Genomic DNA, 17,932 nt, shown 5'->3' on the forward strand with positions numbered 1-17,932 from the left:
GCTCGCGTTTTCTTTCTATTTTGGCGTTGGCATATTGGCATCCATAAGGACAACGCACGTACCCGGCCGCCCGGCGGCAGCAGCGCTGTGACGCTCAACGTCAGTGCCTGACGCCACCAGTCACGTCGGACAGTTGCTGCGCCTCGTGCAGCGCGCCCGGCCTCGGACCATTTCTCGCACCGCCTCGAACTGAAATCTCAGAGCTTTGGACCCGACTGATCAATGTCCCATTGCCAGAAGGTCGATCCGTAACTACTCCCCCTGATGATTGGCATGACCTCCCCGACCTTGAAGTAGCTGCGACTGCCTGCTTTGGCCGGAGTTAGCCACCAGCCTGCCTGGGGACAAGGCTGACCGCCGGAGATCGATGTGAGCGATTGGCTCACCGAATCGATGGGTGCACGCAAGCGCTGCTCCGAACTCGGCCAATCGCTGTCTTCGTCGAAGCGACGCATCCAGCGCACCGCATCTGCATTGGTGAATCGCTCATTTGGGTCACCGTCCCATTCGCCGAAGTCCAGCAGGCCCATAGCATCGTGACGTATAGGTCGCAACAGCTTGTTGAGCAACGAGGGCAGCTCGGGGACACCACTTTCTACGGGATACAACTCCGGCTCCGAGCCCAACTCGATCCACAAGCCCGCGTCGAGCTCGGTAATGGTGATTCGAGGATGAGTCAGCGCGACCTTGACCGCTTCGCGTGTCAGCGACAGTTGTTCGCGCCATACGTCGGACAACAGAAAGGCCCATGTTGGTGGACGGACGCCCCAGAGCAGCTCTCTGTGCATCCCGTACGGCGAGTCGATGTCCAATCCATAGAAGCGCGGCGTCAGCGCGCGCTCCCACACTGCAACTTCGGAGCGCGTGCCGAATTCCACGGGGTTGGCCATGGCAAAGCCGCTGTAGACCTGCTCGGGCTGCAGCTTCTGGATGGTTTGATGCACAAAAGCACACCAAGCCACCTTGTTGTCCTTCCACCAAGACCAGCGGTAGTAGAGCTGGATGGACGAGTAGGTGCGGTCGCGACGGCTTTCACGATCGTTCTGATAGGCGGGAATTCGCCATGAATTGTTGGAGGTGGCAGGCGAGGACTTGTGATTCGTCTCGTCGTTGAAGCTGAACGCGAAATGGCCATCCGCGTCTGCATTTTTCGCGTACTCACGCAAATCCGGTATGCGCTTCGAACCGTACGGATACGGCCGCTCTGAATCGGGGTGCGTCGCGGTCTTGTACGGTTTCCCAACAAGGCGCTCGAACTCCTCGTGAATATCGACCATCAGCAGGGACGTCTCGACGTAGCGTTTGGTGTCGTACAAGAAATAGAAGGTCACGAACGGCGTGACGCCGAGTTCGAAAGCGTCGTTGCTACGTGCCGTGTTAGGCCACTCCTTCAATTCGGTGGCAAGCTCATCGAGATCTTGCTCGCTGAGAAAGCTTGTAGTTGCTCTCATGATCAACTCCATCGAGCGTGCGGGCGGCTTGGCGTTTTCAGACTCAAAGCGATCGACAAGTCTGGCGGTGCCCGATAGGTCTTCATATGTCTACCGTGACGACCCAGGAAACGGCGCGGACTCAGTGCTCCGGCCGTCAGGCCCCGCGAGGCTCTCGCCGGGTACTTGTGCACGCCGTCGCATACCAGTTCAAAGCCGAGGTGTGGATTGATCTTGGCTCCACTGCCAGAAGGTGGTGCCGTAGTCGCTGCCTTCGATCACAGGCATGACCTCGCCCACTTTGAAGTAACGGCGACTGCCGATCTTGGCAGGGGTATTCCACCACCCTCCTTGAGGGCAAGGCCGGCCTCCTTCACAACGCAGGCGTAAGAAGGCTTCGTCGGCCGCCGTCTCTTCCTTTCCGGGGATACCTCCGCCTTCGTCAGCGACGCGGCTGATCAGCACCCAGGTTGTCGGTGCGCGAGACACCCGTTGTCTCGTCTGCGGGTCATATCCAACTGTCGCTTTGCGAGTCGGGTAGCCTTCGATGAGTACGGCTGCACAGCTGTCGTCACAGACGGGTAAATAGACGCCATTGCGCAAGACCGGCTCATCCGTTGTCAATGTCACCGAAGGATCGATTCGGTATACGGGCCAGCTCGAAGGTGCATTCAAATCACCCCGATCCTCCACTGAGTAGCGAGATGTCAGGCTGCCAATCTTCCAGCTTCCAGCCTCCGTGATCGAAATATTGAACGCCCGAATATCAGCTTCGCTTTGCCAATGCCAGAACTGGTCTTCCAGTTCCTTCGGCATCCAGTCGGGAGCGTAGTCACTGGTCTGGCCCTTGATATCGCTCTTGACATTTCCGCCCAGAGCAAGTGCGCTGAGATCCCCACGTGAAAGGAGTGCATACCCTCTGTTCAGCGCCTCCAGCGTGGAGCGGAAGTTAGGCAGCACCCGCTCGCCCCACACGATGTCCGGTTGCATTGATAGATGCCGACGCCGATAGTCCGCTGGCAGCTTGTGCATGAATTGCTCAAACGCTTCCTCGGCGACCTTGACCATGCTGGCCCAGGCATCGCGCATCTGGCCAAAATAGTCGAGCGACGAGTAGCGTTCCAACAGGTAGATTTCCTGAGGTATGAGCGGTGTGGGCATGTTGTTTTTTTCGCACCGTTACTCGGACTGTCAAGCAGCCTCTGCGAGAAAATAGCGACGACTGCCGATCTTGGCAGGGGTATCCCACCAACCTGCATGAGGAGAAGGCTGGCCTCCTTCCCAACGCAGACGCGAGGAGATTTCGTCATCCATTGCATCCTCCTTGCCGGGGATGCCCCCTCCTTCGTCGGCAACGCGTTCCACCAAGGTCCACGTAGTCGATGCCGTGCCACGGCGTTGCATGGTCGCTGGGTCATACCCGATATTGGCCTCCCACGCTTCGTAGTCCTTGATGAGAACCGCTGCACAGCTATCGTCACTGCTAGGCAAGTAGATGCCGCCCCGCGTCACAAGTTGACCAGTCCGCACCGTCACGGAGGGATTGAGCCGATAGACCGGCCATGTCGTCGGCGCTTCTAGCGGCCCACGCGCTTGTGCAGAGTACGCTGTTGAGAGATCACCGAGAGTCCACCCGGCGTACTCTGTGATCGACATGTTGAAGGCTCGAGTCCCCGCCTCAGCCTGCCAATACCAGAATTGATCTTCCAGTTCCGTTGGCATCCAGCTCGCAGGATAGTCACTGGTCTGCCCTTTGATGGCGCTTTGAATATTTCCACCAAGTCCCAATGCACTGAGATCTCCGTGCGACAACAGGGCATAGCCAGAATTTACAGATTCCAACGTCGTCCGAAAGTTTGGCAGAACGCGCTCGCCCCAAACGATGTCCGGTTGCATGGATAAATGCCGTCGACGGTAATCTGGTGGTAACGCGTGCATGAATTGCTCCAACGCACGCTCTGCAGCCTCGATCATCTTGGCCCAAGCATCCTGCATCTGCCCAAAGTAGCTCAGTGAGCAGTACCTCTCGAGAAAAAATACCTCTTGTGACAGCAGAGCGGTGGACACGTTATTTTTCGGCCTCAAACAAGAAATTGGCCAGAGAATTCGGCATTCATCGCTTCTCTCCCCGAGCAAGATGGAGGTGGTTTACGCCGCCGCCAGCGTCCACCGGACTTTGCGCCCCTCGTGCAAAGGAAGCACTTCTCCGGCTGCGACCTCAATCGATGCACGGAGGTCATCTTCCACCAGCCAACGACCCGCGACGGGGGCTTGCTGTCCGCTTTCTATGACGGTCAAAGACGCAGTGGGAGTGCTGCGAGTCGGTACATGTACCTCCTCTGCTTGGGGCTGGAGGAACACATAGTGCTTTTCTTCTTCAGGAACGGTGCCATCTTCGTAGCGATCATCTTTCCATAAAAGGCGCCAGACGGCAGGCCGACCCTCTCCGCCCGTGCCGTCGCTCGCCATATTAGGGGCGGCCGTGCCGCCATGTAGGTAAGCCATTGTGCCCACGATGGGGAATGGCCCTTTGGGTGGTGCGGGCTTGAAAAAGCTAATGATCTTTGGTGCAGGTGCATCGACCGGTTCCCAAATACCCGAGAACTTAACGCCCTGCCCGGTTCGGACCAGTAGGGGTTCGATTGGATCTGAGGGTTCTGGCAACGAGTCGGGGAAAGTCATGCGTTCGAGCTCTGCTTTCAGATAGTCGTTGAATCGGGTGCGCGTGACAGGATCGACAGAACCGTCAAAATTCGGTTGTATAGCGTTTGACGAGCATTCACTCCAGGCTTGAGACAACTGAGTGACTGTTCGTGCGTACTCATTCCACAGAGGAGTTGACTCATAGTTGATGCCGATTTCTCCCTTCGCCACGCGCCAGAGCATTTCCCCCTCGTGATCCAGTGGCCGGTACGAACGTGCGAGTTCGGAGTACGAGGCGTATTTGAAGATGCCCTTGTCACCCTGCTTGAGTCGTGCTACTGCCTCGTCCAAGTCCGCAAGCCCTTTCAGAACCGAGATCAGGCGTGAAGCACGAATACTGCTCTTGTCTTCGAGGCCCTTTGCACTGGCTTCGCGAAGACTTGCCTCAGTGATATCAGCCCACGCTTGATAGAACTTAAGGATTCGCTCCCACGCCGTATAAGAAGTCCATCGCTTGAGCGCGTAGAAGATTTGCTTTCGCTCCAATTCATTAGGCAACCTAGTGGAGACTTGCACTGTCATTTCGTGACCTCTCTATTTTCTTTGGTCGCCATTTCGCGTGCACCCAATCGAGAAGTCTGCACAGAGGCCGCTCTTGGTACGTTGGCGTAGCCATGAATACCGTTAGCATCAGTCCAACCCGTGGGTCTGATCTCGAATTTCATGCGTGTGACCGGATCACTCCACACGGCGGCTTTTCCGCTGGCAACAACTTTTTCAGCTACATCTTTCAAGCCATTCTTGGCGGACTCTGAAATATCAATGACAGCCTGTGAGTTTCCACCCGGCAAATATTGCCCCGAGATCTCTTTCCCGCTTTGCTCTGAAATCGTACCCACTGCCGCTTTGATTTCGTGATCTACCGGTGCGGTACCAATGACGATGTAGCCGTCGCGATTCCACTCATCCAGAACCGCGCATTTTTCGCGCCACTCTTTCGCTGTTCTAGGAGGAGGACCTAATCCCCACCAGCCGCCGCCAGGCTGGGTAAGTTTGACGTCATGGCGATGGGTCACGCCTTCCGGTCCAAAGTAGCGATAAATTTGCTCGCCCGGCTTCAACGGGCGGTTGATGATCTTGCCGCTGAAGGCTTCGATATTTATGTAGCGGTTGTCCTTGGAGTACTCGGTTAGATCTGGATAGCCCGGTTCGTGCTTGTAGACCAGCTCATACGTGTCGGGCTCACCTGCAATTGCCTTGTTTTTCTTCCACCCACGCACCGATCTCGCCGGCAAAGGCCCACTTTCGATAATGCGAGCCTCGTCAGCCCGCGTTACGGCACGCTCCCCTACCGCCACTTCATGCGCCGCCAACCGGCTGGTAGTTTCGCCACCGCTACGCACATAGGCCTGCATGTCTCTGAGCGTCTGATCGAGTTCCTTCACGGCCTTGACGAGCATGTCCGGCGCCAGCTTCTTGAGCGTAGCCAGTCCCGATTTGAGTGTTTCGATGCGGCTGTTCAAGCTGGCCGGCATCAGGCTGCCCGCCTTGCGCTGAATCTGCACCAGCACACCGTTGATGACTTCCATGAGCTTGTTGAAGCGCTCCAACAACTGGGCTTGGTACTCGGTAATACGTAGCGAAAGAAACCATTTCTCCGCGTTCTTGAAGCCAATGCGGTTGAGGAATGCGATGATTTCCCTGGCGCCCTCTTGCAGCTTGGCTGCCCGAGCCGCGCCCGTCAGCGCCTCGGCCGCCTTGCCTACCTTGACAGCGATGCGCCCGACCCCTTTGATCACGCCGCCAAAGACGGGAATCAAGGCAAACAGCAACACAACCAGCAGCACCCATTCCCACACCTTCTCGCGCTTCGCGGGGCTCTCGATCAAACCGATGACCACGGCAATCAGGTCGCGCACGGCCGTGACGTCGCCCACCAGCGGGATCATGCCGATCACCGCATCTACAAGAATCTGGCTGAACGACGCCTTTTCGTTGAATGCCCCTTGCGTGGTACCCCAGACCCATTCGCCCGCTTCGGCAGACCAAGCTTTGAAGCGCGCCCAGCTCAGTCCTCCGGGCGCGCTGCCGGATGCAGTCGTTGTATCTGCCATTTTCTATTCCCTGCCTTCTTGCCCGGAAGATGACGGTTGCTTGAAATACTTGTCGACAAGGCCACCGAGTTTTTCTTCACTCGGATTGGGGTCGTGCGCAGGGGTCGGCGTCTTGTCCTTGCGCTGAAACGCCCCTGCAGCCGGCCCGAAGCTCACGGTGCCGCCCAATGGCACGTCGGTGACGGTTGCTCGCCCCTGATCGTCGAGAACACCTGTGCGCTCTGCGCCGCCGGGAAGCCGGAGGAAGTACTTGGCCCCGGCGAGTCCTTCATCGTCGTGATATCGATGATCCAGTTGGACTGTGCCTGGCGGAAGATCGCCGGCAGGCAACGCTGGCAGTTCGACCGGATTCCCCTTCGGCCCCACAAAGCTCTTGCTGGTCCCCTTGATGTCCAGCAGCCCCGGCATCTTCAAGGTGATGTTCATCCCATCCAGCTCGATGCTTGTCTGCCCCCCCTTGAGCGTGATCTTCTTCTGCGCCAGCACGTGAATCTCGTCATTGCTGCTGGTGACCGTGAAGCCTTCCTTGGCCAGCCATTCGAGTTCGTCGGTGTGCGCCTGCACGCTCATCGGCCCGTCTTGCGCGATGACCTGGATGCCGCCCTTGTGGCTGTACAGCCCCACGGATTTGGCGGCCGCAAAGCTCACGGTCTTGCCCGCTGCGATGTGGGCCTGCGCCTGCGCAGTCCAATGGATCGCCTCGCCCGCGTACACAGTCGCGCTGGCGGGCGTGGCCATGTTCAGGCTCATGGCCGCGTCGAGCACCATGAGCGGCCGCGCAAAAGCGGGCACAGGGTCTTGACCTTCGCGCGAACCTGCGCCTTCTCCACCCTTCGGCTCGCGCGCGTCCTGCCCGTTGACGCTGCCCGGGTAGTGCCCGTTCTTCTGCGGATCAATGTCGTCGATGAGCGGCTGCAGCAGCGCCGTGGCACTCAATGCCAACGCCTTCGCGCCGCCAGCCGCATCGGACAGTTTCTGCGCCTCGCGCAGCGCACCCGCGAGTTGATCGCGCACGCTGGTGGTGTCCTGCACGCTGCCCGCCGCTCGGTCCTGGGCCAGCGTGGAGATCAGCAAACCCTCGCCAGCGCGCGTGGCGACCCAGGCGTCGGAGCGCAGCTCTGCGCCGCTGCCGCGCCAGGCGCCACGGCTGCTCTCGTCGGGCGACTGGGCATTGAGGTGGCCCAGGTTCAGTTGACTGGCCGCGTGCGAGCTGGCCAGGCGGGTGCGCACCTGGCCGGGCGCGTCGTCGGCGATCCACTGGTTGTAGCCACTGCCGTCGAGCGCGCGGCTGTGCCAGCCTGAGAGTACGCCGGCATGATTGGCCGACGAATCGGTGCCGGCCGACCAGGGCGGCAGATCCTGTCCGTTGTACAGCTGCTGGGCGACCACCGGTCGGTCGATGTCGCCTTCGATGAAGGACACGAGCACCTCGGAGCCCACGCGCGGCAGGTGGTGGGCGCCCCAGTTGGGGCCCGCCACCGGTGCCGCCACGCGCAGCCAGACGGACTGGCGGTTGCTGGCATGGCGGCCGGCGGCGACCAGGCTGCCTTGTCCGCTGCTCGTCGACTGCTGCTGGCCCGCACGCTGGGTCTGCCAATGGAAACGGACTTGCACGCGATGGTCACGCTGTGTGTGGACGGCGGTCGGTGCCTCGTCGTCATCGGCCCCGACCACGAGCGCGACCATGGCTTCGGGAGCTGTGGGCTTGGGTCGCCACAGCGGCACGACCTGTGCATCCGCCGGCTGGGCCTCGAAGCTGTTGCGGTAGCTGCCCTTCTCGAGCTCGCCGGCTTCGAGCACCTGTGCGGCTTGTGCGCCGAGGTTGTTGGCTGCTTCGTGGCGAACGCGCAGCGCGAGGAATTTGCGGCCCTCGTAGCGGTCGTGCTGCGTGAGCGTGAAGCGCTCGCCCGCGCCGAGCTGTCGCACGCTGCCCGCGCCGCCGTAGCGCTTGATGCGCGACTCGAAGGCCACGAGCTGCTGCTCGGCGCGGCGGGCGGCAGTGGCGCTGTCGGCGTAGCGCTGCGCACCGGCGCCGTCGTAGTGCTCCAGCACGGGCACATCGCCCATCGCCAGCGCGCTCTGCACGGCGCCGGTGGGGGCTTGCAGCACGCTGGCGTCCCAGGCGTTGCGCATGACGGCGTTGGTGGCAACCTGACGTCGGCTGCTCCATGCGGTGATGGCATCGGTCGATTCGGTGGCGTCGACGCGGTGAAAGCGGATCTGCGGCAAGGCGCAGTCGGGCGGGGTCGCCGCGCGGTCGAAGATCACCAGGCGGTGGTGTGAGGGCGTGGTGTTGTTCCCCGTGCTGCTGCCATTGGCAGACTGCTGTTCATGCGCGAAGCGAAAGCTCAGGCCTTCTTCCGCGAGCAGGCGCAGCACAAAGGCCAAATCCGACTCGCGGTACTGCACGCAGGTGGGCCGCACGGGCATCTCCTGTGTGACTTCGAAGCTGAAGCTCGCGGTGGTGTGGTCGGCGAACACTTCGCTGACGATGTCCTGCACGTGCTTGGCGGCGTACACGAAGCTGTCGCGGCGCAGGCCGAGCGCAGCAAGCCAGGGTTGCAGGTGCAGCCGATAGCGCGCAAGGCCGCCATCACCGCCCAGCGCATCGACGGCCGTGAGGTAGCCGTGCCAGGTGCGAAAGCTGCCATTGGCCAGCAGCAGGCGCAGGCTCAGCTCTTCGCCGATCAGCGCGAACGGATCGAACTCGCTCGACGTGGCAAGGGTGTCGATGGTGAACTCGAAGAGTTCGTTGAGGCCTTCGCTGCCGGTGAAGCGCTCGACGACGACGGCGTTCTGCGGCGCCGACGCGGGCAGCTGCAGCTTGATGAGCCGCGCCTGCTCCGAAAGCCGCGCGACGTTCAGGCCTTCGAGCTTCCATGGCGCCGCGCCATAGGTCGGCATGACGCTGTTTGATGTGTCTGATGACATGGTTCTCCACCTCCCTGGTGTCAGTGCCGGTCGTGCCGGTCTTCGTTCGATGCATGGCCGCGCGCGATCTTCCCGCCCTGTCGGTTCAGGGGCTGGCCGATCGACATCGCGTGGACCGGAAAAATCCTAGTTCGCCAACGTTGCATGTGCTTTTGCTGTGCCACAGCTGAATTTCATGACCGCAGGCGGCGGAAACACGGTGTTCGATCCGAACAGCCAGTAGCGCTTCGCGTTGATCGTGACGGTCTGGGTGAACGAGCCCGTCAGCCCCAAGTCGGAGGCGGTCGGATTCGTCTCGTCGAAGCTCAAGCTTTCCGCAGACTGGAATGGGTCCTTGGGAATGTTGAGGACCACATGGATGGCGGCTGTCGGAATGGTCTCTTTGCCCAGACGAATGCCGAACCAGCTGCGCGTCACGAACGTGGAGGACTTTTCCAGCCACGCGTCATGCACCGAGCAATCGCCAAAAGACGGCGCATCGAAACGAAGCTTTGCGAGCAGCCTCCCCTGAGCCCGGCTCTCGTCGCTCGACACCGCGGTCGACACGTCGGAGGTGCTCGCATTGACCCGATAGCCCCGGTAGGCCACCAGTGCCAGCACAACGACCACAACCACCATCGCCAGGAATAAAAACAGTCGCTTCATGAGTAAAAATAAGGGCGCGTCGTCGCACAAGAAATAGTCAGCGGGCCGCCGCGAGTGACCCGCGCGATTCGGCATCCAGCTCGGCCGGCCATGTCGCCCTGGGCGCCAGCTTCAAGGCGACGTAGCGCATCAGGCCCAGTGGCAGCAGCAGCCAGCACACGGGCATCATCAGAAAGATGCTGGCGATCCATTCGACGATGTGCATCTGCTGGCGATAGGCGCGGCCTTCCGCCGTGGGATCCAGGAACGGCATGAAGAAAAAGAAGCAGCGCCGAAAACTCACGTCGTCAAGCCGTGGCGTCTGCGCCGGCAAGGCATCGGGGCCTTGCAGCATGTAGAGGCGGCAGTAGTCCCACAGGCGCCGCATGTCGGCTTCATCAAGGGTGTTGCCGCCCAGTTGGATGCGGTCCAGCACTTCCAGCGTGCCCGGCTTGCAATGACTGAGAAACAACGCGTAGCGCACCGCGTAGGTGGTGCCGCTGTTGCCGGCCTGCCGGGTGATTTCGGCGTGCACGTGGGCCCAATCGAACACCTTGATGCTTTGCGGCCAGCGCACCAGCGGGTTGGGTTTCCACTTGAATTCGTAGGCGTAGATTTTTCCCAGGGCGCGATTGAAGCGAACGGGTGTGTCGGACGGAACCCTCGTGTCCAGACGAAAGAAGAACAAGGCAAACACGACGAGGATGTGGGCGATGGCCAGCAGCACCAGGCTCCAGAAATCGAACGGCGTCGACAACAAGAAATACAAATAGGCCGCCAACGAAAAACACCCGGCCCAGATCCCCACGCCGCGCATCAGCGTCTCGGTGCGCGAGATCTCCAGGTAGTTCGCATCGATGTGCCTGAGGTTGCCGCACGTCGATGGCACGCCGCGCGCCGGCGCACCGCCGTCGGGCTGGTCCTCGAACCAGTGCGCCACCGGCGGCAACAAGCGACCCTGCTTCTGCACCATGGCCGGTCAGTCCTCGTCGTCCAGCTCGAACTTGGCGAAGGCATCCGGGGACGCCACGTAGTCCTGCCAGTAGTCGATGCGCAGGCGCACTTTCTGGAAGTGCTTGGTGCTGGCTTCCACCTCGCCGGTCAGGGTCTTCCTGGCCATATTCCAATCGGCCACGGGTTGGTGCATCCAGTCGTCCGCCTCCCGGCCGTAGTCCTTCTTCCAGTCTTGCGACGGCAGATGGGCAAGGTTCGGCGTGCGCAGCTGGATGGCGTGGATCCAGCCTCGTTTTTCGTGCTGCAGGGAGAGCGTGACCGAGAAGGCCGAGGTCTCCTGGTCGAACGCAGGCACGCGCACCATCATCTTGACGGTGTCATAGCCACGCACGGCGCCCACGCCGAGCCAGTCGTCGTTGTAGCCCACGCTGCCATCCAGGCCCAGCGCAATGGCGTTGAGGCCGGCCAGTTCGTCGGCGTGTTCCGCGTCGGTCCAGGCGCCTTCCGTGCGCTCGTGCTTGCCGAAGTAGCAGCGGTCCAGCCAGACCTCGGCCACGCTGCGCTCGGCGTTGGCAGCGGCCATGGCGAACAGCACGCCGATGGCGACCAGGGCAATGGCCCAGCCGAAGGGACCCAGCAGCGTGCCGGTCGCGAAGATGGCCGTCGATCCACTCAGGACCGCCGCCGTGCCCGTCACCGCTGCGGCAGTGAAGGCGAGCGCCGCGGCCGTGTGCAGTACTCTGGCCGTGTGGTCGCCCTTGGCGCCGCTGCGCTGTGCCGCGTTGGCCTCGATCATGGCGTCGAACATCGCCGCTCCCGCCGCAACCACGCTGCCGCGCAAGGCCCATTTCGCGCCCGAGAGCGCCAACGCGGTCCCTGCCTCCTGGCTCGATACCTTGGCAATCAGTTTCATGCCCTGCCCGAACGCTTCGATGGTCGCGCCCGTGGTTCCCGTGACGGCCGAGGCCATCGCCATCTGGGCATCGGGCAGCCGCTCGCCGAACGCCTTGCGGTAGTCGTTCAACGACTGGCGCAGCACCCACCACTGGAAAAATGCCGTGCCTGCCGACCAGCCGATGTCGGTGCTGCCGGCCAGCAGGGTGCGGCTGCGGGTGAGCATGCCGCCGATCATCTCGTTGACTTCTTGCGCGCCGAAGCTGAGCCCTTGCGACAGCTCCGACAGCAGCTGCTCGGCGCGAACGCCCAGTGTCATCGTGCTGAGCCTGAGCTTGCCGACTTCCGCGGAGGCCATCCGGGCGGCCGTTTTTGCCTTCTCGGAGATCGTCTCGAGGCCGGACTTTTCACGCAACCAGTTCTTGAGTTGCTCGCCCTTGAGCGAGGCGATCCGGGCCAACTGCTCGCTTTCGATCACCAGGCAGAAGGTGACGGTCATGACGGTATTGCGCGCCAGCGGGTTGCGGATGCGAAGCACCCCCATGCCGCCGACCAGGATCGAGCGCACCGCCTGCTTGCCCTGGCGATTCAGTGCCTTCGTGACCGACTGTGCCTTGTTGAAGGCCTGCGTCGACAGCAGGTCGACGTATTCCTGCACGGTGATGTTGGCGGTGAAGATCAGCACGTCGACCTTGTCGTAGAGCTTGAAGGCCGCCGCCTGCGCACGCATGATGCCCTGGTGGGCCGCCTCCTCGAGCTGGTCACCGAGCCGGTTCATCGCCGTGGTGATCGCCAGCTTGGTCAGGCCTGCAGCCTGCTTCACCGGCGCGAGCAGGAATCGCTCGAACTCGTCGGAGCCGACCAGCCCCTTGACGGTGTCGTAGATCTTGTCGCCCTTCTTGACGTCGCCGCCGTCGGGCAGCAGGTTGTCAAGGATCGCCTGGCGATTGCCGAACAGCGCGCGGTACACGGGGTTGTCGGGCGCTGCCGGCTGCTTGGCCAGCCATTCCTTCCACAAGATATAGCCGGCCGTGTTTTGCGCGGCGGCCGCGTTCTTGGTGGCCGTGTTCGCCGCCTTGCCGGCCGCCGAGGCAGTTCCCTTGCCCGTGACCGCGGCGGGGCCGGAAGCCTTCGGCGCGAGCAGCGACTCAACGATGCCGCCGGCCAGGCAGGGCGCAAAGGCCTTGACCAGTTCGGCCTGCTGCTCCGCGCTTTCGGGGTCGTAATCGTCGAACCAGGTTTTCCACTGCGGGTCCCTTGCCCAAGCGGCCCAGTCGGTGTCGCAATTTTCGACCAGCGTCCAGAGCACGCGCAGCCCTTCATCGAACTTGTCCTGGAAGCTCTTGCGCTTGGCTTCGTCGTAGTTGCCTGCGAGCCGGCCCCACATCTGGCGGGCGTCGTCCGCCGCGCGCTCGGCGCGGGTGGTGGTGACCGTGGCGGTCTGGCCTCCCAGGTCGTCCGGGAAATGGTAGGTCTCGGTCTGTACGTCGGACTTCTTGCTCGCCGCTTCCTGCACCTCGCGCGACTGCAGGGCGTTCTGTTCCGTCAAGGCCTTCAGGCCCAGGATGGAACGCGAGATGGTGAGGGGCCGCTCCCAGATCGCGCAGTAGCTGCTGCGGCCTTCGACGAAATACAACCGGCTGGCATTGAGCTCCTGCACGATGCCGACGGCGTCGGTCAGGGCCACGCCGGAGATCTTCTTTCCGCCACTGGCCGCCTCGTACGCGGTGACGTAGTTGCCGGTCTCTGGCGCCTTGCCGATGCGCGCGGCGGTCAGCGGCGTGGCGTCCTCCCAGGTCAGGTTCAGCTTCTTCGCGGTGTAGACCTCGATGGCCTGGTAGGTCCGGCGGCTAGTGAGTTCCGTCTGGTCGGCTGCGTATTCTTCGACGTGGTCGTGCAGCATCTGCGCCGTGGGCGCGAAGGTGTGCGCCTGCCCGCCGGGTGTGCTGGCAAGCTTGGCCACATCGAACACCTGCATCCGCTTTCCGGGGTCTTTTTCGTAACGGGTACGCACGGCCTTCGTCCACGCGGCGGTGCTGAAGGCGATCCATATGTTGCCGCCCTTCTCGACCACCTTGGTCGGCAGATGAATGAAGCTGGCAGGGATGCCATCCCCCTTGCGTTCGCACTGCACTGACAGATCGCGGTGCGTCTTGCAGTCGATGTCGTCGGGATCGGGCAGCAGCCGCAGGTAGCCGTTGGGCGTGACGGCATAGACATGCCAATGCCCGGCCTTGCCGAAGTAGACGTAGACGAAGCCCTGGCGCAGCGTGCGCAGGGCGTAGCTGTGGTGGTTCAGTTTCTTGTCATCGACCTTCTCGCCCAACTGCCCCGGGTACTTCGCATAGCCGCGACCGCCACTGACATAGTTGTGTACCACCGCGTGCCGCACCAGCAGCACCGGCAGCCCCAGGCGTTGGCAGAGCGGGCAATTGCCTCCGCCTGTGCAGCTGGCGACCTGCCGCGATGCGGCGTTGGCCTTGCGAACGCCGTGGGCGCCGCCTCTGGCCTTGGCTCCCGTTGCTGTTGCATTCATGCCATGAACTCCTTGCGTGTCTTCGTGCCGACGTGTTCGCCGGCAGTGATGGCGATCCGGTGCAGCGTTTCGTCGTCCAGCGCGTCAAGCGCATCCGCCAGCGTGGACTCGCCGTGCGTTGCGCGCTCGATGCATGCGGTGGCTGCCGGATGCCGATGCCACTGCGGGCCGATCCCGATGCTGTGCAGCGCAAAGCACAGCCGGTCTTCCAGCAGGATCAACCCCAGAACGTCCGCTTGCAGCAGGGCCTGATCGATGTGGCGTTCGGCGTCGGCGGGAAGATCGATGTCGGCCTTGGTCAGGGCGAGCACCACCTGCCGCGCCTGCGGCACCCTTTGCTGCCGGGCCCAGTCCGCATCGGTCAATGCCCCGGCAGCGGGCGTTTCGTTGTGTCCAGTGAACGAGGTTTCGTTCAGATGCCCAGCCAGGTCGATCCAGCTCCAGCTGTGCACGCCGGCCATCGCTGTCCGTAACCACGCGCGGGCGTCTTCTGACGCCATGAGCAACGCCCAGCGGTGCGGCTCGAACCAGGCGATAGCGCGCTGCTGCAGGAACGACATGCGTTGCTGCAAGGCGCGCTTCATTTGCCTGGCGATGTCCGCCGGATCGCGGTCCGTCACCAGCCACCCGCAGACGTAAGCGCCGTTGATGCTGGTGCGACGTTCCAGCGCATGGGCCACCGTCAGGTCGAACAGGGGCTCGTCGATCCAGCCACTGCGATCGGGCGCGCGCAGCACCAGCAGTTGGGGCCACAGCTCGGGCGACGAAAGAAAGTCTTCGCGGCGCACCGGCAGCCATTCGACGGGCGGCTGGCGCTGGGCAAGGCGCGTCACATGCAGTGGGTCGTGGACCGCCACCGGATGGTTGGGATCGAGCAGCGCCAGCACCCACCGAGGTGCGTCGGTATCAAGGTGTAGCCACAACTGCTCCCGCAGTGCCTGCGCCATGGCGAGCTGCTCGCCGATCTCCGCCGCTTCGCTCATGTCTTCCATTCGCAGGGATCCAGCGTACCCGATGGCACCGCCGCTTGCGCCGCCGAGCCGGCCGGTCCGACGAAGTTATGCATCCCCCTGAACGTCACCTTCCTCGGCGCATGGATCTTGATGCTCGATCCTTCCAGCTTGATGTACGCCCCCGCGCTGGTCAGCAGCACGTGCTTGGGTGCTTCCACTGCCACGTCCTTCGCCGTGCTGGAGATCGTCACTTTCTTATCGCCTGCGATCTTGGTGGCGCCGGTCTGACTCTGCAGGCTCACCTTGCCACTGGCCGCATGCAGTGCAATGCCGCGCTCCTGATTCGGTTCGCTGCCTTCCGCCGCCTTCGCGCCCACGGTGTACAGGCTCACGCCCTTGGCCGCGCTTACCGCGATCTGCCCTTGCGCGGGCAGGTCGATGTCCTGGCTTGCGACGATGGCGGTGTGCTGGCCGCTCACGGCGATCACTTCCTTGGGCGTGACGAAGCCGATGCCCATCGGCGCGCTGAACTGCAGGTGCGGTTCGCTGTACGCGGTGACGCTGCCGTGGCCGCCTTCGGTGGCCTTGATGTCTCCGCTGCTTGATCCGTTGTTCGATCCGGCAGCGCCGCCTTCCTGCTTCGCCTCCAGCACTTCAGCCACATGCTTCAGCGCAGCGATCGCGGGCAGTTCGCCCGGAGCACCTTCACCCTTGATCTGCGCCTTCTGCGTCTGCGCACTCTGCGCGAGTGACGTGGCAAGTTCTTCAGCCTGCTTCGTCTGCTGCTGCGCTTCGCGACTCACCATGAACGCATCCTTGGCGTTCGGCTGGGCGTAGGCGCTCACGAGCAGCCCTGAGCCAGCTCGGATGGCGCCTTGCGCGGTGGTGGCCAGCTCGGCGCCGTGACCGCGACCCTTGCCGCGTGCGTTGTCGTCCTGCTGCTTGTGGTGGCCCAGGTGCAGGCGGCTGCTGGCTTGCGTGGTGGCCAGGCTGGTGCTGCCCTGGCCCGGGGTGTCGTCGAAGACGAGCTGGTTGTAGCCCCCGTCGCCGCTCTGGCTGGCGCTGAGTTCCTGGGTCTTGATGCCGCTGAACACGGCGTTGTGCGCATGCTCCTTGGCGCCCTTGCCTTCGCCGGCGAACCATGCGGGTGCGTTGCCGGTGGACTGGGCGGCGCCTGCTGATTTCTGGTTGTGCTGGGCGTCGACCTGGCCGGCGCCGTTGTACAGCGCGGCGACGACGACGGGGCGGTCGATGTCGCCGTGGTGGAACTCCACCAGCACTTCCTGGCCGACGCGCGGCAGGCTCATCTGGCCCCAGTTGTCGCCGGCGGCGCTGGCGGCCACGCGCACCCAGGCGCCCAGGCGGTCGGCGGCGGGGGCGTTGTCCTGGCCGTCGGTGCGCGACTGGCGTGCGCTGGACGCACTGCCGCGCTGCCAGTGGAATTGCACCTTGATGCGGTGGTCGCGGTCGGTGTGGATCGGGGCGTCGGTGCCACCCACGCCGATGACGATGGCGCTCTGGCTGCCGTGCACGCTGGGCTTGGGGTGGATGCGCTGGCCGTGGCCGTCCAGGCTCAGGGGCCGGTACGGGATGGCCGCGCGCACGGTGGTGAACTCGTTGCGGTAGTGGGTGACGGCGTCTGCTTTCGCATCGGCGTTGCCGCTGTCGACCTTTGCATCGAGCTCGGTGGCGATGTCGGGCAGGCCCAGTCGCTCGCCGATGCCGGTCTTCAGGTCTTCGTCGAAGTTGTTGCGTGCGATGTGGCGCACGGCGAGCACGGCGAAGCGGCGGTCCTGCTCGCTGTCCTTGTCGTGCTGCTCGTGGCCGCTCAGGGTGAAGGTGGTGGCGGGTGCCAGGGTGCGCACGGCGCTGCGGCCTTCGAAGCGCTTGTTGCGCAGCTCCAGTGCCTGCAGCGCGTTGGCCAGCAGGCGCTCGCCTTGTGCGCTGGTCTCCCAGCCGTAGGCGCCGGGGTCGTCGCTCCAGTGCAAGGTGCGCTGGCCTGCAGCGCCGCTTTGCTGTTGCACGGGGCGCGCGCTCACGCTCTTGTAGTCCCAGCTGTGCTGCGCCAGGCTGTTGGTCTGCAGCTGGCGACGGCCGCGCCACTGCTGGATGGTGTCTTCGCGTTCGCTGGCATCGGCGCGGTGAAAGCGGATGGTGGCTTGCGTGTTGGCGCGGAAGGCGCCGGCGTGGTCGGCGATGACGAGGGTGTGGTTGCCCAGGGCGCCGTCTTTGCCGGTGGCGTGTTCGAACCAGTAGTACAGGCCTTCTTCGGCGAGCAGGCGCGCGACGAAGTCGAAGTCGCTTTCCTGGTACTGGGTGGTGATGCCGCGCACGGGGTAGATGTCGCGCTGCGCGATCTCCCAGCGCCATTGGGGCACGAGCTTCCCTTGGCTCTGGTAGCGACCGAACACGGCATCGACGATGTCGAACACGTTCTGGTGCTGGAACAGGCAGCTGTCCTGGCGGTAGCGCAGGAAGGCCATCCACGGTTCGATGACGAGCCGGTAGCGCGCCATGCCGCCGTTGCTCGACACGCACTCGGCCTCGCTCACATGGCCGTGGAAGGGGCGCAGTTCGGTGCGGCTTTGCGCGGTCTGCAGATCGAGGCGCACGCCCTGGCCGATGAGGGTCTTGAGTTCGATCTGCGCGTCGTCGCTCAGTGCGGTGAGTTCGAAGCGAAAGCCGCCGTCATCGATGCTTTCCACGCCGTCCAGGCGCTCGGCCAGCAGCTTGTTCTCGCCCAGCGGCGTGTGCAGCACCAGCAGGCGCTCGCGCTGCGTGGTGCCCGCGCGCAAGAGCCCGCCGAGCGAAGCCGATGTGAAGGTCGTCGTCATTGTTTTTGTTCTCCCATGG

General features: G+C 63.1%; 11 protein-coding genes. All 11 read right to left on the reverse strand.

Annotated features, from left to right (window positions below; translation table 11 throughout):
• Positions 1–197: 197 nt before the first annotated feature.
• Positions 198–1,451 carry a type VI immunity family protein gene (locus RZE79_RS29100; protein WP_319357926.1) on the reverse strand — a complete coding sequence of 418 codons (1,254 nt, stop codon included), beginning with the start codon at positions 1,449–1,451 and terminating at the stop codon, positions 198–200.
• Between the two features lie 189 nt (positions 1,452–1,640).
• A complete protein-coding gene (locus RZE79_RS29105) occupies positions 1,641–2,591 on the reverse strand; it encodes a hypothetical protein (RefSeq protein WP_319357928.1) in 951 nt (316 codons plus the stop codon).
• Positions 2,592–2,621: 30 nt separating this feature from the next.
• Positions 2,622–3,497, reverse strand: a complete 876-nt coding sequence (locus RZE79_RS29110; protein ID WP_153281615.1) for a hypothetical protein — start codon at positions 3,495–3,497, stop codon at positions 2,622–2,624.
• An 81-nt stretch (positions 3,498–3,578) separates the two neighbouring features.
• The gene (locus tag RZE79_RS29115; RefSeq protein WP_153281614.1) at positions 3,579–4,655 is read right to left on the reverse strand and encodes an Imm71 family immunity protein; all 1,077 of its coding nucleotides are present in this window, start codon (positions 4,653–4,655) and stop codon (positions 3,579–3,581) included.
• Positions 4,652–6,187, reverse strand: a complete 1,536-nt coding sequence (locus tag RZE79_RS29120; protein WP_153281613.1) for a hypothetical protein — start codon at positions 6,185–6,187, stop codon at positions 4,652–4,654. The genes RZE79_RS29115 and RZE79_RS29120 overlap by 4 nt, the downstream gene beginning before the upstream one ends.
• A gap of 3 nt (positions 6,188–6,190) precedes the next feature.
• Positions 6,191–9,091, reverse strand: a complete 2,901-nt coding sequence (locus RZE79_RS29125; RefSeq protein WP_319357932.1) for a type VI secretion system Vgr family protein — start codon at positions 9,089–9,091, stop codon at positions 6,191–6,193.
• Between the two features lie 153 nt (positions 9,092–9,244).
• Entirely contained in the window at positions 9,245–9,763 is a 519-nt protein-coding gene (locus tag RZE79_RS29130; RefSeq protein ID WP_319357934.1) for a hypothetical protein, read from the reverse strand.
• Positions 9,764–9,800: 37 nt separating this feature from the next.
• Positions 9,801–10,715, reverse strand: coding sequence for a DUF6708 domain-containing protein (locus tag RZE79_RS29135; RefSeq protein ID WP_319357936.1), 915 nt, complete (start codon positions 10,713–10,715; stop codon positions 9,801–9,803).
• A gap of 6 nt (positions 10,716–10,721) precedes the next feature.
• The gene (locus tag RZE79_RS29140) at positions 10,722–14,126 is read right to left on the reverse strand and encodes a T6SS effector BTH_I2691 family protein (RefSeq protein WP_319357938.1); all 3,405 of its coding nucleotides are present in this window, start codon (positions 14,124–14,126) and stop codon (positions 10,722–10,724) included.
• On the reverse strand, positions 14,123–15,118 hold the full coding sequence (locus RZE79_RS29145; RefSeq protein ID WP_319357940.1) for a hypothetical protein: 996 nt from the start codon (positions 15,116–15,118) through the stop codon (positions 14,123–14,125). The genes RZE79_RS29140 and RZE79_RS29145 overlap by 4 nt, the downstream gene beginning before the upstream one ends.
• Positions 15,106–17,913, reverse strand: coding sequence for a type VI secretion system Vgr family protein (locus tag RZE79_RS29150; RefSeq protein WP_319357942.1), 2,808 nt, complete (start codon positions 17,911–17,913; stop codon positions 15,106–15,108). Before RZE79_RS29150 ends, RZE79_RS29145 begins: the two co-directional genes overlap by 13 nt.
• Between the last annotated feature and the right edge of the window lie 19 nt (positions 17,914–17,932).

Source organism: Variovorax sp. EBFNA2, assembly GCF_033802765.1.
Classification (GTDB): domain Bacteria; phylum Pseudomonadota; class Gammaproteobacteria; order Burkholderiales; family Burkholderiaceae_C; genus Variovorax; species Variovorax paradoxus_H.

What these genes read in the sequence shown, in the direction of transcription:
- RZE79_RS29100 (WP_319357926.1), bottom strand. Translation starts at nt 1,451, where the DNA reads ATGAGAGCAACTACAAGCTTTCTCAGCGAGCAAGATCTCGATGAGCTT.
- RZE79_RS29105 (WP_319357928.1), bottom strand. Translation starts at nt 2,591, where the DNA reads ATGCCCACACCGCTCATACCTCAGGAAATCTACCTGTTGGAACGCTAC.
- RZE79_RS29115 (WP_153281614.1), bottom strand. Translation starts at nt 4,655, where the DNA reads ATGACAGTGCAAGTCTCCACTAGGTTGCCTAATGAATTGGAGCGAAAG.
- RZE79_RS29120 (WP_153281613.1), bottom strand. Translation starts at nt 6,187, where the DNA reads ATGGCAGATACAACGACTGCATCCGGCAGCGCGCCCGGAGGACTGAGC.
- RZE79_RS29125 (WP_319357932.1), bottom strand. Translation starts at nt 9,091, where the DNA reads ATGCCGACCTATGGCGCGGCGCCATGGAAGCTCGAAGGCCTGAACGTC.
- RZE79_RS29130 (WP_319357934.1), bottom strand. Translation starts at nt 9,763, where the DNA reads ATGAAGCGACTGTTTTTATTCCTGGCGATGGTGGTTGTGGTCGTTGTG.
- RZE79_RS29135 (WP_319357936.1), bottom strand. Translation starts at nt 10,715, where the DNA reads ATGGTGCAGAAGCAGGGTCGCTTGTTGCCGCCGGTGGCGCACTGGTTC.
- RZE79_RS29140 (WP_319357938.1), bottom strand. Translation starts at nt 14,126, where the DNA reads ATGAATGCAACAGCAACGGGAGCCAAGGCCAGAGGCGGCGCCCACGGC.
- RZE79_RS29145 (WP_319357940.1), bottom strand. Translation starts at nt 15,118, where the DNA reads ATGGAAGACATGAGCGAAGCGGCGGAGATCGGCGAGCAGCTCGCCATG.
- RZE79_RS29150 (WP_319357942.1), bottom strand. Translation starts at nt 17,913, where the DNA reads ATGACGACGACCTTCACATCGGCTTCGCTCGGCGGGCTCTTGCGCGCG.